Source organism: Bradyrhizobium sp. Ken01, assembly GCF_055807355.1.
This window is the reverse complement of record NZ_JBVVPC010000012.1, coordinates 26,190-46,705: the sequence shown is the minus strand read 5'-3', so window position 1 is coordinate 46,705 and position 20,516 is coordinate 26,190. Positions and strand designations below refer to the sequence as shown.

Here is a 20,516-nt window from a genome sequence, read left to right as displayed (position 1 = left end):
TTGCGCGCGCCGCAAATGAGGTAGTCCATGGCCAGCATCGTCAATCCCGATCCCTTCACGACACGCCCCGAGATCGAAGGCACCTTCGGCGTCGTCGCGACCACGCACTGGATCGCGACCGCTATCGGCATGGCCATCCTGGAAAAGGGCGGCAATGCCTTTGACGCCGGCGTCGCCACCGCTTTCACGCTCCAGGTGGTCGAGCCGCATCTGAACGGCCCAGGCGGCGACGTTCCGATCATCGTGCACGACGTGAAGCGCGGCCGCACCGAGGTGATCTGCGGCCAGGGTCCGGCACCGGCCCGCGCCACCATCGCGCATTACAAGAGCGAAGGCCTCGATATGGTGCCCGGCACCGGCCTGCTCGCGGCTTGCGTTCCCGGCACCTTCGAATCCTGGATGATGCTGCTGCGTGACTACGGCACGATGCGCCTGCGCGACGTACTGGAGCCGGCGATCTCCTATGCGCGCGACGGCTATCCGCTGGTCGAGCGCGCATGCGCCACGATCCAGACCGTCGAGCAATTATTCCGCAAGCACTGGCCGACGTCAGCCGCCGTCTATCTCCCGAACGGCGAAGTGCCAAAGCCCGGCATGCTCTTCACCAACAAGACACTTGCAGCGACCTACGCACGAATTCTGAGTGAAGCCGAAAGCGGCGGCGGCGGCCGCGATGCCGAGATCGAGCGCGCGCGCAAGGCGTGGTCGCAGGGCTTCGTCGCGGAAGCCATCGACAAATTCTGCCGGACCCAGGAGGTGATGGACGTCAGCGGCTCGCCGCACCGCGGCGTGCTGTCGGCCGATGACATGGCGCGCTGGCAGCCGACGGTCGAGGCCCCGCTCACCTACGATTATGGCCGCTACACTGTCTGCAAGGCCGGGGTCTGGAGCCAGGGGCCGGTCACGCTGCAGCAGCTCGCGCTGCTGAAGGGCTTTGCCCTCGATGGGCTCGACCCGACGGGGCCGGAATTCATCCATCTCCAGATCGAATGCGCCAAGCTCGCCTTCGCCGACCGCGAAAAATTCTACGGCGATCCCAGGTTCAGCGAGATCCCGATCGCGACGCTGCTGTCAGATGCTTACAACGACGAACGTCGCAAGTTGGTGACCGAGAAAGCTTCGCTCGATCTCCGGCCTGGCGCGGTCGAGGGCTTCGGCGGCGTGGTCAAGTTGCGCCGCGCCGAAGGCCAACGCGAGGCCGTCGGCGCGCTCGGCGCCGGCGAACCAACCGTGGGGCGCTTCGGCGAGGTGCGCGGCGACACAGTGCATTTCGACATTATCGACAAGGCCGGCAACATGGTGTCGTCGACGCCGTCGGGAGGCTGGCTGCAATCCTCACCTGTCATTCCCGAGCTGGGTTTCTGCCTCGGCAGCCGCGCACAAATGTTCGATTTGGAAGAGAATCAACCGAGCTCGCTCGCGCCGGGCAAACGGCCGCGCACGACCCTGTCGCCGAGCATGGCGTTGCGGGACGGCGAGCCTTATCTCGCCTGGGGCTCGCCCGGCGGCGACCAGCAGGACCAATGGATCACGCAGTTTTTCCTGCGGCACGTCCATTGCAATCTGAATCTTCAGGAAGCCATCGACGCCCCGGCCTGGCACTCCGAGCATTTCCCGATCTCGTTCTGGCCCCGCACCGCGCGCCCCGGCGTGCTCGTGGTCGAAAACCGTGTGCCGAAGGCGACGATCGAGAATCTTCGCGAACGCGGACATATCGTCGAGGTCGGGCCGGATTGGTCGGAAGGCCGCCTCACCGCGGCCTCGCGCGTCGGTCCGCGCCGCCGCGCCGCCGCCAATCCGCGCGGCATGCAGGGCTACGCCGCAGGGCGCTAAAGGCAGCACATGACCTGGTCGATCATCGCGCGCGATTCTGCTACCGGCCAGTTCGGCATCGCCGTTGCCACGCGGTTCTTCGCCGTCGGCGCGCGTGTCCCCTACATCGCGGCGGGCCTTGGCGCCATCGCGACGCAGGCTTTCGTCAATCCCTATTACGGCATCGACGGCGTCAAGCTGCTGCGTGAAGGTCTCAATGCGCACGACGTGCTGGCTGCCCTGCTCGCCACCGACGACGGCCGCGAGAGCCGCCAGATCCACATCATGGACGCGAGCGGCGCGATTGCTGCGCATACCGGTCGCGACTGCGTGGATTGGTGCGGGCACATTGCGGGCAGCGGCTTCTCGATCGCCGGCAACATGCTCGCGGGCGCCGATGTGCTCGAGGAGACCGCAAAAACCTATATCGCCAATGACAGTCTGCCCTTCCCGCGCCGCCTGCTCGCCGCGATGCGCGCGGGCGAAGCCGCCGGCGGCGACAAGCGCGGCAAGCAGTCCGCCGCGCTCCTGATCCACGGCGAGGAGGAATGGCCGGCGCTGGACATCCGCGCCGACGATCATCCCGATCCACTTGGTGAGCTCGAGCGGCTCGAGCGGGTCAGCCACGAGCTCTGGGTCCACTTCCGCGCCTCCATGCCGACGCGGCAGAACCCGGCCGGCAACACCGATCGCAGTGTCATCGACGCCAGCATCGCCGCAGCGCGCGCAAACCGATCATGAACCCGAGCCCCCTCATCGAGATCAGCGATCTGCGCATACGTTTTCACGGCGACGACGGCCGCATCACCCATGCGGTCGACGGTGTCGATCTCAGCGTCGCCAATGGCGCGACGCTCGGCCTCGTTGGTGAATCCGGCTGCGGCAAGAGCGTGACGTCGCTGGCGATCATGGGCCTGCTGCCTAAGCAGAGCGCGGAAATCTCCGGCGCGATCCGCTTCGACGGTTTCGACCTGCTCAAGACGTCGGACCAGACGCTGCGCGACCTTCGCGGCAACCGGCTCGCCATGATCTTTCAGGAGCCGATGACCTCGCTCAATCCGAGCTTCACCATCGGCGATCAGATCGTCGAGACGATTTTGCGCCATCGCGGCGGTTCACGCAGGAGTGCGCGCGAGCGGGCGATCGATCTGCTGCGTCGCGTCCACATCCCCTCGCCCGAGCGGCGGATCGACGAATATCCGCACAAGCTCTCCGGCGGCATGCGCCAGCGCGTCATGATCGCAATGGCGCTTGCCTGCGACCCGCGGCTGCTGATCGCGGACGAGCCAACCACCGCGCTCGATGTCACGCTGCAGGCGCAGATCCTGGAGCTGATGCGCGAGTTGAAGGCGGCGAGCGGCGCGGCCATCATCCTCATCACCCACGATCTCGGCGTCGTCGCCGAAGTCTGCGACGAGGTGGCGGTGATGTATGCCGGCGAGATCGTCGAGCGCGCACCGGTGGACGAGCTGTTCTCGGCGCCGCAGCATCCCTACACCGTCGGCCTGCTCGGCTCGATCCCGCGGCTCGACCATCGCGCCGAACAGCTCGCCACCATCGAGGGCATGGTTCCGAACATGGCGCAGCCGCCCGCCGGCTGTCGCTTCGCCGCCCGCTGCCCCTTCGTGCTGGACGCCTGCACCAAGGCGCCGCCGCCGCTGGTCGAAGTCAGTTCCGGCCACTTCTCGCGCTGCATCCGCGCGCCGCTCCAACGTCTGGTGTCGTGATGGCTCTGCTCGAGGTCCACGGCCTGGTCAAGCATTTCGTCGCCGAGCGTTCGCTGTTCGGCCGGGCGCTGGCGCATGTCAAAGCCGTTGATGGCGTTTCCTTCTCGCTCGACGCCGGCAAGACGCTGGCGCTGGTCGGTGAATCCGGCTGCGGCAAATCCACCGTCAGCCGCCTGGTGCTGCGGCTGATCGAGCCGGATGCAGGCACGATCCGTTTCGAAGGCCGCGATCTGCTGTCGCTCGACGCCGGCGCGCTGCGCGCCTTTCGCCGCGAGGCCCAGATCATCTTCCAGGATCCCTACGCCTCGCTCAATCCGCGCATGACCGTCGGCCAGATCCTGACCGAGCCGCTGGCTCTGCACGATCTGGTGCCGCCCGCCCGGCGGCGCGAACGCATCGAGGAGATCTTGCGGCTGGTCGGGCTGGAGCCGCGGCTGGCGCGGCGTTACCCGCACGAATTTTCCGGCGGCCAGCGCCAGCGCATTGCCATCGCCCGCGCGCTCGCGGTCGAGCCGAAACTGATCATCTGCGATGAGCCGGTCTCGGCGCTCGACGTCTCGATCCGCTCGCAGATCCTCAATCTGCTGCGCGAGCTCCAGGACCGGCTTGGGCTGGCCTACATTTTCGTTTCGCACGACCTCGCGGTGGTCAAGCACATCGCCGACCACGTGGCGGTGATGAATCTCGGCCAGATCGTCGAAGCGGCTGCGGCGGACGCACTGTTCGCCGCGCCGCGTCATCCCTACAGCCGGGCTCTATTGTCCGCGATCCCGGTGCCTAAACCGCGGGCAAAGCGCAGCCGGATTGTGCTGCAGGGAGAGATCCCCAGCGCGCTCAATCCGCCGCCGGGATGCCGCTTCCACACCCGCTGTCCCTACGTGGTCGACCGTTGCCGCAGCGAAATGCCTCAGCTCGTGGGGGATGGCATCGGACATGCAACGGCGTGCCACCGAACGTCGGAACTGCCGTCGTCCGAGGCGATCGTCCCGACGGACGGCGGCTTCTCCCCGGTTCTCGAAAAATTGGTCGCCGCCTTCAGCGGCGGCCCGGAAGCAGTCCGCGGCAGCGGGGTTAGTTCATTGGGGACGAACCCGCCATGGCCGCAAAACAGAGGTTGAGAGCGATGAGTCCTATGCGTTTGGCACTCCTGGCGTCGGCATTGCTGACGTCGCTCGCAGGCGCGGCCCAGGCCCAGGCCCAGACCACGCTTCGCATCGGCATTGCCGAGGATCCTGACATCCTCGATCCCAGCATCGGCCGCACCTATGTCGGCCGCATCGTCTTCTCTGCCTTCTGCGACAAGCTGTTCGACATCGACGAGAAGCTCAACATCGTGCCGCAGCTCGCGCTGTCGCATGAGACGTCGGCCGACGGCAAGGAGATGACGATCAAGCTCCGGCCCAACGTGAAATTCCACGACGGCGAGCCGCTCGACGCGGAAGCGGCAAAGTTCTCGATCGAGCGTCACATGACGCTACCGACCTCGTTCCGCAAGTCCGAGCTTGCCAGCGTCGACCACGTCGAGGTCGTCGATCCCCTGACCATCAAGCTGGTACTCAAGACGCCTTACTCCCCGCTGATCGCGCAGCTGACCGACCGCTCCGGCATGATGGTGTCGCCGAAGGCCGCCAAGGAAGCCGGCGACAAGTTCGGCCTGCATCCGGTCTGCGCCGGTCCCTACAAGTTCGTCGAGCGCGTGCAGCAGGACCGCATGGTCTTCGAAAAATTCGCCGACTACTGGAACAAGGACAACATCCATATCGACCGCGTGGTGTTCCTGCCGATCGTGGACGCCACGGTGCGCCTTGCCAACCTGAAGTCCGGCGGGCTCGATCTGATCGAACGCGTGCTCGCCACCGATATCAAGGATGTGCGTGCAGATTCGCGGCTCGTGCTGTCGACGGCGCCCGAGCTCGGCTATTATGGCCTGACCGTCAATATCGGCAACGACAAAGCGAAAGGGCCGCTCAGCCAGTCGGCGAAAGTACGCCAAGCGCTCGATCTGTCGATCGATCGCGAAGCTCTCAATCAAGTCGTCTTCAACGGCGAGTTCACGCCCGGCAACCAGTGGGTCAGCCCGACCCATCCCTATTACCAGAAGGCCTTTCCGGTCCGTGGCCGCGACGTCGCAAAGGCGAAGGCGCTGCTGAAGGAGGCGGGCGTCACCACGCCGATAACGGTCGATTACATGATTCCCAAGGGCGCGGAGAACGAAGCGGTTGCCCAGGTGATCCAGTCGATGGCCGCGGAAGCGGGCTTCGACATCAAGATCCGCGCGGTCGAATTCGCGACCACCTTCAAGCAGGCCCAGGCCGGCGAGTTCCAGATCTTCCAGATCAACTGGAGCGGCCGTATCGATCCCGACGGCAACTCCTATATCTTCATGCGCAGCAAGGCACCGCAGAACGACGGCGTCTATTCGAGTCCGGAGGCCGATAAGCTGCTGGAAGAAGGAAGGGCGACATCCAACGTCGAGGAGCGCAAGGCGATCTACGCCAAGCTGAACAAGATCCTGCTCGACGACCTGCCGATCATATACATCTATCACCGCACGCTCCTGATCGCGCACACGACCAAGCTCCAGGGCTATAAGCAGGTGCCAGATGGCCTCGTGCGCGTGGTCGGGCTGAAGTTCAAGTGAGCACGGCGTCGCCTGACACGCGGCCCGCGCCATGCTGAACTTCCTCGCCCGCCGCATTGTGCAGATCGTGCCGACACTGTTCTTCGTGTCGGTGCTGATCTTCTCGCTCCAGCAATTGTTGCCGGGTGATCCGGCGCTGGTGATGGCCGGTGAGGAGCGCGACCCCGCCGTGATCGAGCAGATTCGCCAGCAATACCGGCTCGATCAGCCGATTCCCGTGCAGTACGTCTACTGGCTCAAGGGAGTCCTGACCGGAAATTTCGGTGAATCGCTCCGCAACAAGATGCCGGTGCGCGAGCTGATCGCGCAGAAGCTGCCGGTGACGCTCCAGCTCGGCTCGATGGCAATGTTGATCGCGCTCCTGATCGGTATTCCCGCCGGCATCGTCTCCGCCGTGAAGAAGGGCACCGTCTGGGACTACGGCGCCAATTTGTTCGCGCTGTGGGGCATCTCGACGCCGAATTTCTGGCTCGGCATCATGCTGATCTTCCTGTTCTCGATCGAACTCGGCTGGCTGCCGGCGTCCGGCTACGTGCCGCTGACCGAGAACTGGCGTGCGAGCCTCGCCGCCACCATCATGCCGGCCTTCGTGCTCGGCAACGCGATTTCCGCGGTCCTGATGCGGCACACCCGGAGCGCCATGCTGCAGGTGCTGGAAAGCGACTACGTCCGCACCGCGCGCGCCAAGGGATTGTCCGAACGCTCGGTCATCCTCAAGCACGCCATGCGCAACGCACTCACGCCGATCATCACGCTCGGCGCGCTCGAGCTCGGCACGCTATTGTCGGGAGCGGTCCTGACCGAGCAGATCTTCTCGATTCCCGGTTTCGGCAAGCTGATCGTGGACGCCGTGTTCAACCGCGACTACGCGGTCGTACAGGGCGTCGTGCTGGTGACGGCGACGGTCTACATCACGCTGAACCTGGTTGCCGATATCGCCTACATCCTCGTCAATCCACGGCTGCGGGGCTAGACACATGACCGATGCCGTCCTGCCCGCTGCTCTCGTCGCGCAAGCTGACGAGCTGGACAGCCCGGCGCGTCGCGCCCGGCGGCGCCTGTTCAAACGCAAGGCCGCAGTGTTCGGACTTGTCATGATCAGTTTGTTCGTCGGCTTCGCGGCTCTCGCGCCGCTCGTCGTGCCCTACGATCCCATCGCGACGAGCTGGAGCGTGGTCCGCAAGCCGCCCACGGCGGCGCACTGGTTCGGCACCGACGAGCTCGGTCGCGACATCCTGAGCCGCGTCGTCTACGGTGCCCGGGCGTCGTTGCTCGCGGGCCTCATCTCGGTCGCGATCGCGCTGGGCGTCGGCGTCCCCCTCGGCCTGCTTGCCGGCTATCGCGGCGGCTTCGTCGATGCACTGATCAGCCGGATGACCGACGCGATGCTGGCCTGCCCATTCCTGATCCTGGCGATCGCGCTCGCCGCATTCCTCGGGCCGAGCCTCGGCAATGCCATGATCGCGATCGGCATCTCGGCAACCCCGATCTTCATCCGCCTGACCCGCGGCCAGGTGCTGGTCATCAAGGCTGAGGACTATGTCGAGGCGGCGCGCGCGCTCGGCAATCCGCCGTGGCGAATCGCGTTCTCGCACATCCTGCCGAACATCCTGCCGGCGCTGCTGGTGCAGGCGACGCTGTCGATTGCGGCCGCCATCATCGCCGAAGCAGCGCTGTCCTTCCTTGGCCTCGGCCAGCAGCCGCCGGCGCCATCCTGGGGCAGTATGCTCAACGCAGCGCAGCGCTTCCTGACCCAGGCGCCCTGGATGGCGATCTGGCCGGGGCTCGCGATCTTCCTCGTGGTGCTGTCGCTGAACCTGCTCGGCGACGGCCTGCGAGACGCGCTCGATCCAAGGCAGCGCTAAACGTTCCTCATGGTGAGGAGCGCGCTCTTCGCGCGCATCTCGAACCATAAGGCCCCGCTCCCGCGACCATCCTTCGAGACGCGGCCTGACGGCCGCTCCTCAGGATGAGGACCTCAGATCACGGTCTCGCGCATCACGCGGCGGCAATCCATCTCGTATTCGAGATCGACCACCGGCGGCCGGGCATAGTGCCAGGTCAGGCCGGATCGCAACGCCCCGCGGCGGACGAGCTCGTCGACCAGGGCATGGTGGAAGTCGTGCACGGAATAGGCCTGCACGCCGGTCGTGTCCTTCCAGCCGAAGCCGAAGGCCGTCATCCTGTTCTCCATCTGGGAGGTCGTCGTGAAGCGCACCTTCTCGCGAAGGCCGTCCGGGCTGAGGTCGCGGTAGCGCACGGTGCGCTCGACATAGGTCCCATTGCCCTCGCGCGCCTCGGCGCCGCCTGATATCACGAAGCTCGGCGTCTTCGAGCTTGTCGGCCGCGTGAAGGAGAACGCGTAGAACGACGGCTCGGCGGGTGGATCGATCTCCGGACAGACATTGCTGCGCGCCACCGGATTGGTGGTGCCGTCGAAGATGTTCCATTCGGACAACGTCTTCACATAGTGCAGGTTGAACGCGCGAAAGCCTTCCTCGCTGAAGGCCGCGGGCGAGCGCAGTTCGCAGGCGCAGAACGCCGTGAGCGGCCGCCCCGCCTCCTGAATATACTTCGCGGCAAGTGCAAACCCTTCCGCAAGCGGCACCAGGCGGTCGAAGCGGACGCGCTCGATCTCATAGCCGTCATTCGCGGCCGCACCGGCCGAATACTGGAATACGGACGGAATGAAACGGTAATTGCCGGTGGAGAATTCACCAATCATGTCGGACTCCTATTCCAGTTGCATGCGAATGCCCTTGGCGCCGTTAAGCAGGCGCTTCAGGTGAAAGCCAGCCAGGGAATCGCCGGCATGCATTCCAACCAGCGCGGCGAAGGCCGGCATGGCGGCGGCATCCCCGGCTTCCATCTTGGCAAACGCCTCGGAATACAGCGCCGTTTCCGGCGCAGCGAATTGGGCCGGCGTCAGTGGCTCGAACGCGCGCAACGGCTCGCTGCGTCCGCGCAGCGTCAGCTCACCGACAGGGCGACCCCGGAAATTCTCGGCCGCCTCGGCGATGCCGGCACTGACGCAAATCCGCGTGCCCAGATGCTTGTTCGCGGCTTCCAGCCGCGCCGCGATGTTGATGGAGTCGCCATACGCGGTGTAGTCGAAAAACCGGTTGCCGCCGAAATTTCCGACCAGCGCCGGCCCGGCGTGAATGCCGATGCGGGTGGCGCCGAAATTCACGCCTCTCGCTTTCCAGCGCGCGGAAAAATCCTCCGCCCAGACGTCGAGATCGTGCGCACAGGCGACCGCGCGCGTCGCATAGTCGGGCTGATCGCCGGGCGCGTTGAAGAGCACCTGGATCGCATCGCCGATGATCTTGGCAACCGTCCCCTCATGCGCGAAGACGATTTCGGTCATGCCGCCGACATATTCGTTGAGAAGCGCACCCAGCGTCTCCGGCGGCGCAGTTTCGACCAGCGAGGTGAAGCCGGTAATGTCAGTGAAGATGGTCGCGATATCGCGCCACTGCACTTCGATTCCCTCGCTCTCACCGTTGGCCGCCAGACGCTTGGCGAGCTCGGGCGAGAAATGACGCGAGAGCGCGGCATGGGCGCGCTCTGCCTCCGCCTGGCGGCCTCGCACCTCACGCAGCATTTCGATATGGCGGATGGTCTTCTGGATCGTCGTCTCCAGGTCGGCGAAGTCGATCGGCTTGGTCAGGAAGTCGAACGCGCCGCGGTTCATGGCAGTGCGAATGTTGCTCATGTCGCCATAGGCCGAGACGATGATGGTGGACTTCTTGTCTTCGGCTTCCTGGAGCTTCGCCAGCAGCGACAGCCCGTCCATCCTGGGCATGTTGATGTCGGAGACCACCATGTCGACATGCGGGTTCTGCTCGAGCGACTGCAGCGCTTCGAGACCGTCGCGGGCGAACATGATGGTCACCAAACCATCGCGAATCTGCTTGCGGAATTTTTGCAGGACCAACGCCTCGAGATCCGGCTCGTCGTCGACGAAAAGGATGGTCGCGGTCATGCGGCTTGCCCGAGCCTCGTGTCGATTTCCTGCCGCAGCAGCGCGAAATCGATCGGCTTGGTGAGAAGTCCGACTGCGCCGCGCTCGATCGCCTTCCGACGCGTCTCGGCATCGCCATAGGCGGTGATCATGATGACGGGAACGTCCGGATGCGCATCACGCACCTTCGGCAGCATGTCGAGCCCGCTCATGCCGGGCATGTTGATGTCGGACAGAATCAGGATCAACGAGGGATCGCGAACCTCCGCGGCGAGCTTCAGCGCATCGGGTGCGGAGGGCGCGAATTCCATCTGGAAGCGGCCGGCGCGCAAATCGCGCCGAAACTGCTGCCGAAACAGCGCCTCGACGTCGGGCTCGTCATCGACGACCAGGATGTAAACGTTCAAGTCTTGCCTCCGGAAGTGTCGTCCGCCGCCATCATGCGCGGCAGGGTGATGATGAACTCGGTGAACACACCGGGCTCGGTGTTCACGTCGATCGTACCGCCGTGCTGATTCACGACGATGTCATGGCTCATGGAAAGGCCAAGGCCGGTGCCCTCGCCGGCCGGCTTGGTGGTGAAGAAGGGATTGAACATCTTCTCCCTCACCTCCGACGGGATCCCGGTGCCGTTGTCGCGAATGCGGATCTCGAGCTTGTCGCCGAGAGTTTTGGTTGCCGCGCGCAAGGTGGGCTCGAAGGCGTCTGCGGCGCTCTCCTTGCGCTTGGCGGTGGCGTAGAAGCCGTTCGAGATCAGATTGAGGAAGACGCGCGTGATTTCCTGCGGATAAACATCGACCATGCCCGCCGCGGGGTCGAAGCCGCGCTCGATCGTGACGTTGAAGCCGGGCCTTTCGACACGGGCGCCGTGATAGGCGAGATTAAGGCTCTCCTCCAGGATCGCGTTGATATCGCTGGGGCGATGCTCGCCGGAGCCCTCGCGCGAATGCAGCAGCATGTTCCTGACGATGGAATCGGCGCGCTTGCCGTGCTGCACCACCTTTTCGAGGTTGCTCTTGAGCATGCCGGTCAGCTCGTCGACCTCCTCCTTTGTCTTGCCGTCGAGCGAGGCCCCTTGAAGGGCCTCGTTGAGCTCGTCGATCAGTTCCGTCGACACCGCCGAGAAATTGTTTACGAAATTGAGCGGGTTCTTGATCTCGTGCGCGATCCCCGCCGTGAGCTGGCCGAGGGACGCGAGCTTCTCGGTCTGAATCAGGCGGTCCTGCGCGGTACGAAGATCGTTGAGAGATTGCCGGAGTTCTGCGGTCCGCTGCTCCACCTTGTTCTCGAGGTCTGCATACGATTCCTGCAGGCGCTCGCCCATGTGGTTGAACTGGTCTGCGAGACCCTCGAGCTCGTCACCGGTTCTGATCGAGATGCGCTGGGAGAAATCGCCGCTGCCGATGCGCTCGGCGCCGCTCCGCAGCGCCTGGATCGGCCCGACCATGCGGCGCGCGAGGAATATCCCGGCAAGCACTGCGAAGATCGACGCCGCGAGCAGCACGAATGCAAGCCGTTCCAACGCGGCATAGAGCGCCGCATAGGCCTCCTCGACGGGGAGCTCGACGAACATGGTCCAGTGCAGCGGCGCGATGGGGGCCGACGCAGTCAGCACCTTCCGTCCCTGGAGATTGCGCGCTTCGGAAAGCGCGTCGAGCGTGGCGCTGCCTCCGGCAAGCGCGGCGCGCACCTGGCTGAGACCAGACATATCGGTGTTGCGCAGGACCAGGCTGATATCGGGGTGCGCGATCAGGCGTCCCTCCGGACCGACTACATAGGCATGTCCGTGCTCGCCGACCTTGATCTGGGACACGACGTCCCAGATCAGCTTGAGATTGACCTCCGCGATACTGACGCCGGCATCCTTGCGCGACCCGGCCTGCGCCAGGGTCATATACGGCTCGGACTCCCTGCGGAAATAGACCGGACCGTAAAAAACCTTGTGCGCGACCGCCTCGGTGAACTTCGGATCGTCCGACAGGTCAATCCCGCTGTCGATCGCGTCCATGGCGAGCCGCGAGACCCGCAGCCGCTCCCTGCCGGTCGCATCGACCTGGGCGAGCTCGGTGACCGCAGGGACCTGGCGCAGCAGCCGCAGCGCATCGAACCGGCGCTGCTCGATCGAGCCCGCCGACCAGGGCAGCTGCGTGGTCCAGCCGAGCTGGCTCTCGATCTCCTTGACGAACTGACCGATCTTGGCCGCGGCCGCCTCCGCCTGTTCATGCTGAACCCGGATCAGCGCGGCCTTGTGCTCGCGATAGTAGAAGAGGACCTCGAACAGCCCGTTGGCCAGCAGCGCGATCGCGACGACAGCCACGAACAGCGCGACATATTTCGTGAAGAGCCGGCTCCTGATCCCCTGCCCTGGCGTCGTGCCGGACGCGACGGCAACCGGCGACGCGTTGGGCAGCGCCCTGGCTTGCGGGGTGTCGGGGTGGAGGGAAAGGCTCATCCCGCCGAACCTAGCAAGAAGACCGGACCTTGTCTCTCGCGAGCGCGGGAAAGGCTAGCCGAAGCGCCGGAGGCAATAGAAAAGGGCGGCAGCGGATTGGCCGCTGCCGCCCTCGGGTTCCTTGATTTGCGGCCTCAGGTCGGCCGGAGCGCCTTGGAGCCGAGGTCCAGATCGTTGACCTGCTTGTTGCGCTCGGAATCGGCCGCCGCGCGATGGTCGGTCGCCAGCACCACATAGACCGCCGGCAGCACGAACAGCGTGAACAACGTGCCGATCGACATTCCGGCGACGACCACCAGACCGATCGAGAAGCGGCTCGCCGCGCCTGCACCGGTCGCGGTCAGGAGCGGGATCAGGCCCGTCACCATCGCGGCCGTAGTCATCAGGATCGGCCGCAGACGAATGCGGGCCGACATTTCGATGGCGGAGCGGCGATCGAGCCGTTCGTTGATCTGGAGCTCGTTGGCGAACTCCACCATCAGGATGCCGTGCTTGGTGATCAGGCCCACCAAGGTCAGCAGGCCGACCTGGGTGTAGATGTTCATGGTCGCCACGCCGAAGAACAGCGGGATCAGCGCACCAACGATCGCCATCGGCACCGAGATCATGATGACCAGCGGATCGCGCAAGCTCTCGAACTGCGCCGCCAGCACCAGGAAGATGATGATCAGCGCGAAGCCGAACGTGATCGCGAGCTGGTTGCCTTCCTGCACATACTGCCTGCTGTCAGCAAGATAATCATGGCTGAAGCCTTGCGGCAGGTTTTTGGCCTCGCTCTCGAGGAAGTCGACCGCCGCACCGACGGTCACGCCGGGCATCGGCACTGCCGAGAAGGTCGCCGAGTTGAGCTGATTATAATGTGTCAGCGAATTCGGCTCGGTCTTGGTCTCGATCGACACCACCGTCGACAGCGGAAGCTGCTGGCCGGTGTTGGTCGTCACATAGTAGCCGGCAAGCGATTCCGGCGAGAGCCGCTGGCCGCGCGGCACCTGCGGGATGACCTGATAGGAACGGCCCTCGAGGTTGAAGCGGTTGATGTAGTTGCCGCCGAGCAGCACCGCGAGCGAGCTGCCGAGGTTCTGCATACTGACGCCGAGATCCTGCGCCTTGGTGCGGTTGATCGTCACCTTCACGTTCGGCTGGTTGTAGGCAAGGTCGCTGTCTGAGACGATGAACATTCCGCTCTTGCGGGCAGCAGCCTTCAGCTTCTCCATCTGTTCGTAGACAGTTTGGAAGCTGGCGGTGGAGTTGATCACCATCTGCACCGGGAGGCCGCCCGGGCCGCCCGGCAGCGGCGGCAGGTTGAACGCGAACGCCTGCACGCCCTCGATCTTGGAAAGCTCGGCCTGCACCAGCGACTTCAGCTGGATCGACGAACGCTTGCGGTCTTCCCACGGCTTCAGCAGCATGCCGGCGATACCGCCCTGCGGGCCGTTGATGCCGTTCAGCACGAAGCGCAGATCGGTCTCGGGGAATTTCTGGAATTCCTTGTCGAGCTTCTCGCCGTAAAAGTCGACGTAGTCGATGTTGGCGTATTTCGGCGCCTTGGTCACCGCGAACACGATGCCCTGGTCTTCCTCAGGCGCCAGCTCCTTCGACGTGTGCATGTAGAGGAAGCCGACGAGCCCGAGGATGGTCACCGCAAACAGGCCGGTGATGGCCTTATAGTCGAGCGAGCGGTCGAGCCTGCGCCCGTACCACCGCGTCAGCGCGCCAAACACCTTGTTGACCGCCTTGGCGAAGCGACCCTCTTCGGTGTTCTTCAGCAACACCGAGCACATCATCGGCGACAGCGTCAGCGCGATCACGCCGGACACGATCACCGAGCCCGCAAGCGTGAAGGCGAATTCACGGAACAGCGAGCCGGTCAGGCCGCCGAGGAAACCGATCGGCGCGTACACGGCTGCGAGCGTGATGGTCATCGAGACGACGGGACCCACGATTTCGCGCGCGCCTTCCAGCGATGCCTGGACTGGCGTTTTCCCTTCCTCCAGATGACGATGGATGTTTTCCACCACGACGATGGCATCGTCGACCACGAGGCCGATCGCGAGCACCATCGCGAGCAGGGTCAGCAGGTTGAAGCTGAAGCCCAGCGCCAGCATCAGCGTGCAGACGCCGATCATCGACAGCGGGATGGTGACGACGGGAATGATCACCGAACGGAACGACGCCAGGAACAGGAAGATCACCACGATCACGATGATCACGGCTTCACCCAGCGTCTTCTCGACTTCGTCGATCGAGGATTGGATGAACTTGGTCGAATCGTAGGCGACCTTCATCTTCATCGACGGCGGCAGATTGCGCTCCAGTTCGGGGAACAGCGCCCGCACGCCCTTGACCAGCGTCAGCGGGTTGCCCTGCGGCGTTGCCTGCACACCGATGAAGATCGCGTGCTCGCCGTTGAAGGCGACGCTCGCGTCCGTGCTCTGCGCCGCAAGCTCGACGGTGGCGATGTCCTCCATCCGCACGAAGCCGCCGTCCTTGGCCTTGACGATCATCTTCTTGAACTGGTTGACGTCGGTCAGGCCCGTATTCGTCGATACGTTCGAGACGATGAGATAGCCCTTGGTCTGCCCCGCCGCGGACTGGAAGTTGTTGGCGGTGATCGCGGTCGCGACATCCGCAGGCGACACATTGCGGCCAGCCATCTTCAGGGGATCAAGCCAGAGCCGCATCGCAAAGGTCTGGCCGCCGAGAATGTCGGCGGAGGCCACGCCGTCGACGGTCGACAGCACCGGTTGCACAACGCGTGTCAGATAGTCGGAGATCGCCGAGCCCGACAGCTCTTCGGACGAGAATCCGAGATACATCACGGCCGTGGTCTGGCCCGTGGTCTTGGTGACGATCGGGTCGTTGGATTCCTTCGGGATCAGATACTTGACCGAGTTCGTCTTGGCCAGAACCTCGGTCAGCGCCTGGTTCGGATCGAAGTTCAGCTTGATGTAGACCTGGATCGTCGAGGTGCCGAGCACCGAGGACGAGGTGATATAGTCGACACCTTCGGCGGAAGCGACCGCCTGCTCGATCGGCGTGGTGATGAAGCCCTGGATCAGGTCCGCGGACGCGCCGGGATAGACGGTCGTGATGTTGATGACCGTGTTCGACAGCTTCGGATATTGCCGGATCGGCAGCGTCGTTGCCGCGCGCAGGCCGATCAGCAGGATCAGCAGGCTGACGACGACCGACAGGACCGGGCGTTTGATGAAAATATCAGTAAAGCGCATCGCGGCGATCTCGATTTCTTTGACTTGCAAAGCGCATGACCCGGCCGTGCCGGATCATGCTGCAACGTGTACGATGTCAGTAGCGCGGCGGCTGCGCCGGGATCTGCGGAGCCGGGTCGGTCGAAATCGACACTGCCGCGCCCGATTGCAGCTTGAGCTGGCCGACGGCGACGACCTTGTCGCCCGGCTTCACGCCCTTGACGATTTCGACGCGGCCTTCGACCCGGCTGCCGGTCTGCACGAAAGTGCGCACCGCGCTCAGGCTGGTCTTGCCGTCCGCTTCCTTCTTCTCGGTGACCACGAACACCGAGTCGCCGTACAGCGTGTAGTCGACCGCCGTCTCCGGCACGGTGACCACGGCCGGCTTGTCTGGCAGCACCACCGTGGTGGTCACGAACATACCGGGCTTCAGGATCTTCTCCGGATTGGAGACGGTCGCCTGCACGCGGATGTTGCGGGTGTCGGCCGAGATCTGCGGCTCGATCGTGGTGATCTTGGCGTCGAAGGTGCGACCGGGATAGGCGTCGACCTTCAACCGGACCGGCTGACCGACCTTGAGGCTGCCCGAGTCCTTTTCCGTCACCGTGAAGTTGGCCCACAGCTCCGATAGATCCGTCAGCGAAACGATGGCCGTGCCGGCGGTCAGATACTGGCCGACCTCGACCTTGCGGACGCCGAGATCGCCGGCGAACGGCGCGCGGACCAGCTTCTGGGAGATCAACGCTTCGGTCTTGGCGATACCCGCCTGCGCCTGATCGTACGCGGCCTGCGCGGTGTCGACGGTTGCCTGCGGCCCGAACTGTCGCGATGCCAATTGCTTGGCGCGGTCGAGCGACAGCTGCGCGACGGTGGACTGCGCCTTGTAATTGGCGAGATCGCCCTGCTCCGGCGCGTCAAACATCTGCACCAGCGGCGTGCCGGCCTCGACATGCGTGCCCGGCTCGAACTTGATCTCGGTGACGCGGCCGTTGACGTCGGCGCTGACGTCGACCTGGTGCACGGCTGCGAGACCACCGACCGCGGTCAACAGGTTCGGCACCACCTCGGACTTTGCCTCGGCGGCGCTGACCGCGACCGGCGGCGGTTTGTTGTTGGCGAAGAACTGCTTGATCATCTGGCCGCGGAAATAATTGAACCAGACGAGGCCACCGACGAGCACGGCCAGAAGCGTGCCGACGATGATGAACCAGAGCACCGGCCGGACCGGACGCTTGGGAGCCTTGTTGTCGATCGGTTCGCCCGAAATCTTGTGTTCGGTGACGATGTTCATGTCATGCACTCTCTGCAATCGCCGACTTGTCCGCACACGCGGCCTGATTGCGGCCCAAATGCGAGACAATTGCGGCGTCGTTAAGTCCGATACCCCTCAGGAGAAACTCACACAGCTGCCGCTCGAGGTCGTTCGCCTTGCCGTAAGCGAGACACGGCGTGGCCGGCAGCCTGGTCAGCGCAGCGGTCATCACGGTGTGATGCGCAAACCAGAACAGGTTGAGCGGTTCGCCGTTGTATGGCCGCGCGTCCCGGGCGGCAATCGCACGCTCGAGCGAGGCGACGAAGGCCGCCCCGATCAGCGTCTCGATCTTGGCATATAGCAAACGAGCGAATTCGCCATCATCCAAATGGCTCGTAGCCATCAATCGCAGGCGCTGGGCCTCTTCCTGGTCGGGCCCGTCGGCGATGTGCATGAAATGCCCGACCATGCCGCGGATCAGTTCGACCAACGTGGCCGTCGACGGCTCACGTTCGAGCAGCTCCATGAGCGCCGGGTCCGCCTCGCATTCGTCGGTGAGAATTTCGGCGTACAGCGCGGCCTTGGACGGGAAATGCTTGAACAGCAGCGCTTCGGAAATGGCAGCGGCGGCCGCCACGCTCTTGGTCGTGGTGCCGGTATAGCCGTGTCGGGCAAAGCAACGCTTTGCGGCGCCGAGGATCAATTGACGCCTCAGGTCGCTCGTCATACGCAATGAGCTCATGCTAGTGAGTAAGCACTCACCCACGCAAAAGTCAAGCACTATGCTGCATCGCAACCTGAGTGCGTTGGAATTTCAGTGGAAATTCGCCGCGCCCACAAGGCCCACGTGCAGGACGGAGGCGCAGAGGAAGGCCCGCTAGATCGGCTGGAAGCCGAGGTGGCCGCGGACCCGGTTGAGAATGTAAGTCCCATCCCGGCTCGGCAAAATCCGCTCCAGACTGGCGCTGTCGATCTTCATATTGGCAAAGCGCGGCCCGGCCGTGACGTCGTGGACGGCTTGGGCGAAGGCCTCGACCTCGGCCATGGTCGTCACAGACCGGCTATCCCCGATGCCGCAGGCTTTGGCCACGCCGACGAGGTCGACGGCGACGGCGGTGTGGCTGGTCTGGCCCCCGGTCTCGCCATAGGCCTCGTTGTCGAGCACTGCGATCGAGAGGTTGGACGGCTTTTGCAGGCCGATGGTCGCAAGGCTGCCCATGCCCATCAGCATCTCACCGTCGCCGGTGATGACCAGCACCGGCAGTTCTGGCTGCGCCAGGGCGAGGCCCAGGCCGATCATCGCCGCCCCGCCCATGCCGCCCCAGAGGTAGAAATTCCGGGCATGATCACCGGCCGCGCACATGTCGTTGGTGGAGGCGCCGAGGCCGCCGATCGCAACCACATCCTTGCGATCCGCGAGCAGCGTGGACACCACCTGACGGCGGTCGAGGAGATTGGCCTTGCTCATTTGGTGAAAACCTTGGCGCCGATCAGGCGCTGCGACAGCAGGACGGCGGTGGGCGTGAGCGCGTTGTAGGCCTGAGCGGCCGCCGCCTCGAGCACGGCCGGCACCTCGGCTGCGGTCGAAGCCCGCAGCACCTTGACGCCCGAGAGCTCGAATACGCCCTGGGTGGTCGATCCCATCGGCACCTGCCACGGATTGAACTCGCCCCACTCGCCACGCATGGTCACCAGCGTGAGGAAAGGAAAGCGCAGGATCGGGATCAGCGACAGCATGTTGATGCAATTGCCGACCCCGCTCGACTGCATCAACAGCACGCCGCGCTGGCCACCCGTCCAGGCGCCGGCGAGAAGCGCCACGCCCTCTTCCTCCGTCGTCAGTGGAATGCCGCGCATCGTCGACGAGGCCAGCACGCGTTGGATCAATCTCGAATGGCCGGCGTCGGGCACGTAGGGCACCTGCCGGACGTTGAAGCGTTGCAATGTCGCGAAAATATCGTCGGGCCACTGAGTGCTGGACTCGGCGGCCGTGTCGGCAGCGTCAGAGCGGGCGTGCATTTTCCTGTCCGGTCGGCTTGCAAATCGCAGCTCGACTGTAGACGGTGAACCGAGCCGCTCAAAAGAGCGAATACGGCATATCGGACTCAACCGGCGAGTATGGCGGCATGAACGCAAGTGCGAACGACCTAGCGGCCAGTTTCGATCTGGAGAAGCTGACGCCGGAATTCTACGACAATCCCTACCCGACCTATCGTGCACTGCGGGAGAACGAGCCGGTCAAGCGCCTGCGCAACGGCACCGTGTTCCTGACCCGCTATGACGATCTCGTCACGACCTACAAGAACACAAAATCGTTCAGCTCGGACAAGAAGCGCGAGTTTGCGCCGAAATACGGCGACACCCCGCTCTACGAGCATCACACCACGAGCCTCGTCTTCAACGATCCGCCGGCGCATACCCGCGTGCGGCGCCTGATCATGGGCGCGCTGTCGCCACGTGCGATCGCGGGGATGGAGCCTGATATCGTCAAGCTGGTCGAAGGCCTGCTCGACGCCGTCGCCGCCAAAGGCACTTGCGAGCTGATCGAGGATTTCGCCGCCTCGATCCCCATCGAGGTGATCGGCAATCTGCTCGACGTGCCCCATGACGAGCGCGCGCCGCTGCGCGACTGGTCGCTCGCGATCCTCGGTGCCCTCGAACCGGTGGTGTCGCCTGAAGTGGCTGCCCGCGGCAACAAGGCGGTGACGGACTTCCTCGCCTACCTCCGAACGCTGGTCGCGCGCCGGCGCGAAAGGCCCGGCAATCCCGAACGCGACGTGCTGACGCGACTGATACAGGGTGAGGACAACGGCGAGCGGCTGACCGAGAAGGAGCTGCTGCACAACTGCATCTTCCTGCTCAATGCCGGCCACGAGACTACCACCAATTTGATCGGCAACGGCCTCGTGGCGCTCGACCGGAATCCGGATCAGAAGCGGCGGCTGATTGACAACCCCGACCTCATCAAGACTGCGGTCGAAGAGATGCTGCGCTACGAGAGTTCGAACCAGCTCGGCAACCGCATGACCACGGAGCGGGTCGAGCTCGGCGGCGTCATGCTGGATGCCGGCACGTCGATCACGCTGTGCATCGGCGCGGCCAACCGCGATCCGGCGCAGTTTCCGGACCCCGAGAGATTCGACGTCGCGCGCACGCCGAACCGGCATCTCGCCTTCGCCACCGGCGCGCATCAATGCGCCGGCATGGCGCTGGCGCGGCTGGAAGGCGCCATCGCGATCTCACGCTTCCTGGCGCGCTTCCCGAACTATGCCGTGAGCGGACAGCCAGTCAGGGGCGGACGGGTGCGGTTCCGCGGCTTTTTGAGCGTGCCGTGCGCGATCGACTGAGGTCTCAAACAAAAAAACCGCGAAAACAACCCCATGCACAGTAGAAGGTTACCGGCGCGGCATGCCCCGGCGATCCCGCGCAACCATTTGACATCTCAGGCCATCGGCGCCG

Annotated in this window: 17 protein-coding genes; 8 read left to right on the top strand and 9 right to left on the bottom strand. The window is 64.5% G+C overall.

Annotated features, from left to right (window positions below; genetic code table 11):
- Positions 1-27: 27 nt before the first annotated feature.
- From AC0L3S_RS14330 to AC0L3S_RS14300, 7 genes are read left to right on the top strand one after another with little or no spacing between them, the layout of a single operon-like run.
- On the top strand, positions 28-1,833 hold the full coding sequence (locus tag AC0L3S_RS14330) for a gamma-glutamyltransferase family protein (protein ID WP_473264136.1): 1,806 nt from the start codon (positions 28-30) through the stop codon (positions 1,831-1,833).
- A gap of 9 nt (positions 1,834-1,842) precedes the next feature.
- Positions 1,843-2,553, top strand: coding sequence for a DUF1028 domain-containing protein (locus AC0L3S_RS14325; RefSeq protein ID WP_473279499.1), 711 nt, complete (start codon positions 1,843-1,845; stop codon positions 2,551-2,553).
- A complete protein-coding gene (locus AC0L3S_RS14320) occupies positions 2,550-3,539 on the top strand; it encodes an ABC transporter ATP-binding protein (RefSeq protein ID WP_473279498.1) in 990 nt (329 codons plus the stop codon). The genes AC0L3S_RS14325 and AC0L3S_RS14320 overlap by 4 nt, the downstream gene beginning before the upstream one ends.
- A complete protein-coding gene (locus tag AC0L3S_RS14315) occupies positions 3,539-4,657 on the top strand; it encodes an ABC transporter ATP-binding protein (RefSeq protein WP_473264139.1) in 1,119 nt (372 codons plus the stop codon). Before AC0L3S_RS14320 ends, AC0L3S_RS14315 begins: the two co-directional genes overlap by 1 nt.
- A gap of 5 nt (positions 4,658-4,662) precedes the next feature.
- Positions 4,663-6,180, top strand: a complete 1,518-nt coding sequence (locus tag AC0L3S_RS14310; RefSeq protein WP_473279497.1) for an ABC transporter substrate-binding protein — start codon at positions 4,663-4,665, stop codon at positions 6,178-6,180.
- A gap of 31 nt (positions 6,181-6,211) precedes the next feature.
- On the top strand, positions 6,212-7,153 hold the full coding sequence (locus AC0L3S_RS14305) for an ABC transporter permease (protein WP_035974921.1): 942 nt from the start codon (positions 6,212-6,214) through the stop codon (positions 7,151-7,153).
- A 4-nt stretch (positions 7,154-7,157) separates the two neighbouring features.
- Complete coding sequence (locus AC0L3S_RS14300) at positions 7,158-8,045, top strand: ABC transporter permease (protein ID WP_473279496.1); 888 nt, start codon at positions 7,158-7,160, stop codon at positions 8,043-8,045.
- Between the two features lie 113 nt (positions 8,046-8,158).
- Here the strand turns inward: AC0L3S_RS14300 and cnbZ are convergent, their stop codons facing one another.
- The 9 genes from cnbZ to AC0L3S_RS14255 form a co-directional block, all read right to left on the bottom strand.
- On the bottom strand, positions 8,159-8,905 hold the full coding sequence (gene cnbZ, locus AC0L3S_RS14295) for a 2-amino-5-chloromuconate deaminase CnbZ (RefSeq protein ID WP_473247592.1): 747 nt from the start codon (positions 8,903-8,905) through the stop codon (positions 8,159-8,161).
- Positions 8,906-8,914: 9 nt separating this feature from the next.
- Positions 8,915-10,165: an adenylate/guanylate cyclase domain-containing protein gene (locus tag AC0L3S_RS14290; RefSeq protein ID WP_473264141.1), complete on the bottom strand. Its 1,251-nt coding sequence runs from the start codon at positions 10,163-10,165 to the stop codon at positions 8,915-8,917.
- Positions 10,162-10,551 carry a response regulator gene (locus AC0L3S_RS14285; RefSeq protein ID WP_027516726.1) on the bottom strand — a complete coding sequence of 130 codons (390 nt, stop codon included), beginning with the start codon at positions 10,549-10,551 and terminating at the stop codon, positions 10,162-10,164. The genes AC0L3S_RS14290 and AC0L3S_RS14285 overlap by 4 nt, the downstream gene beginning before the upstream one ends.
- Positions 10,548-12,596 carry a sensor histidine kinase gene (locus AC0L3S_RS14280; RefSeq protein WP_473279495.1) on the bottom strand — a complete coding sequence of 683 codons (2,049 nt, stop codon included), beginning with the start codon at positions 12,594-12,596 and terminating at the stop codon, positions 10,548-10,550. The genes AC0L3S_RS14285 and AC0L3S_RS14280 overlap by 4 nt, the downstream gene beginning before the upstream one ends.
- A 134-nt stretch (positions 12,597-12,730) precedes the next feature.
- On the bottom strand, positions 12,731-15,826 hold the full coding sequence (locus AC0L3S_RS14275) for a MexW/MexI family multidrug efflux RND transporter permease subunit (RefSeq protein ID WP_473279494.1): 3,096 nt from the start codon (positions 15,824-15,826) through the stop codon (positions 12,731-12,733).
- Positions 15,827-15,902: 76 nt separating this feature from the next.
- Positions 15,903-17,096: an efflux RND transporter periplasmic adaptor subunit gene (locus AC0L3S_RS14270; protein ID WP_473279493.1), complete on the bottom strand. Its 1,194-nt coding sequence runs from the start codon at positions 17,094-17,096 to the stop codon at positions 15,903-15,905.
- Position 17,097: 1 nt separating this feature from the next.
- On the bottom strand, positions 17,098-17,799 hold the full coding sequence (locus AC0L3S_RS14265) for a TetR/AcrR family transcriptional regulator (RefSeq protein ID WP_473263560.1): 702 nt from the start codon (positions 17,797-17,799) through the stop codon (positions 17,098-17,100).
- A 135-nt stretch (positions 17,800-17,934) separates the two neighbouring features.
- Positions 17,935-18,525, bottom strand: coding sequence for a thiamine pyrophosphate-dependent enzyme (locus AC0L3S_RS14260; RefSeq protein WP_473279492.1), 591 nt, complete (start codon positions 18,523-18,525; stop codon positions 17,935-17,937).
- Positions 18,522-19,076: a phosphonopyruvate decarboxylase gene (locus AC0L3S_RS14255; protein WP_473279491.1), complete on the bottom strand. Its 555-nt coding sequence runs from the start codon at positions 19,074-19,076 to the stop codon at positions 18,522-18,524. Before AC0L3S_RS14255 ends, AC0L3S_RS14260 begins: the two co-directional genes overlap by 4 nt.
- A 107-nt stretch (positions 19,077-19,183) precedes the next feature.
- On the opposite strand from AC0L3S_RS14255, the gene AC0L3S_RS14250 reads away from it, so the two are divergent.
- Positions 19,184-20,404: a cytochrome P450 gene (locus AC0L3S_RS14250; protein WP_473279490.1), complete on the top strand. Its 1,221-nt coding sequence runs from the start codon at positions 19,184-19,186 to the stop codon at positions 20,402-20,404.
- Positions 20,405-20,516: the final 112 nt, after the last annotated feature.

Coding starts and splice junctions, on each gene's coding strand:
- AC0L3S_RS14305 (WP_035974921.1), top strand. CDS start 6,212: ATGCTGAACTTCCTCGCCCGCCGCATTGTGCAGATCGTGCCGACACTG.
- AC0L3S_RS14255 (WP_473279491.1), bottom strand. CDS start 19,076: ATGCACGCCCGCTCTGACGCTGCCGACACGGCCGCCGAGTCCAGCACT.
- AC0L3S_RS14280 (WP_473279495.1), bottom strand. CDS start 12,596: ATGAGCCTTTCCCTCCACCCCGACACCCCGCAAGCCAGGGCGCTGCCC.
- AC0L3S_RS14310 (WP_473279497.1), top strand. CDS start 4,663: ATGAGTCCTATGCGTTTGGCACTCCTGGCGTCGGCATTGCTGACGTCG.
- AC0L3S_RS14325 (WP_473279499.1), top strand. CDS start 1,843: ATGACCTGGTCGATCATCGCGCGCGATTCTGCTACCGGCCAGTTCGGC.
- AC0L3S_RS14250 (WP_473279490.1), top strand. CDS start 19,184: ATGAACGCAAGTGCGAACGACCTAGCGGCCAGTTTCGATCTGGAGAAG.
- AC0L3S_RS14300 (WP_473279496.1), top strand. CDS start 7,158: ATGACCGATGCCGTCCTGCCCGCTGCTCTCGTCGCGCAAGCTGACGAG.
- AC0L3S_RS14320 (WP_473279498.1), top strand. CDS start 2,550: ATGAACCCGAGCCCCCTCATCGAGATCAGCGATCTGCGCATACGTTTT.
- AC0L3S_RS14290 (WP_473264141.1), bottom strand. CDS start 10,165: ATGACCGCGACCATCCTTTTCGTCGACGACGAGCCGGATCTCGAGGCG.
- cnbZ (WP_473247592.1), bottom strand. CDS start 8,905: ATGATTGGTGAATTCTCCACCGGCAATTACCGTTTCATTCCGTCCGTA.
- AC0L3S_RS14330 (WP_473264136.1), top strand. CDS start 28: ATGGCCAGCATCGTCAATCCCGATCCCTTCACGACACGCCCCGAGATC.
- AC0L3S_RS14265 (WP_473263560.1), bottom strand. CDS start 17,799: ATGAGCTCATTGCGTATGACGAGCGACCTGAGGCGTCAATTGATCCTC.
- AC0L3S_RS14260 (WP_473279492.1), bottom strand. CDS start 18,525: ATGAGCAAGGCCAATCTCCTCGACCGCCGTCAGGTGGTGTCCACGCTG.
- AC0L3S_RS14275 (WP_473279494.1), bottom strand. CDS start 15,826: ATGCGCTTTACTGATATTTTCATCAAACGCCCGGTCCTGTCGGTCGTC.
- AC0L3S_RS14270 (WP_473279493.1), bottom strand. CDS start 17,096: ATGAACATCGTCACCGAACACAAGATTTCGGGCGAACCGATCGACAAC.
- AC0L3S_RS14315 (WP_473264139.1), top strand. CDS start 3,539: ATGGCTCTGCTCGAGGTCCACGGCCTGGTCAAGCATTTCGTCGCCGAG.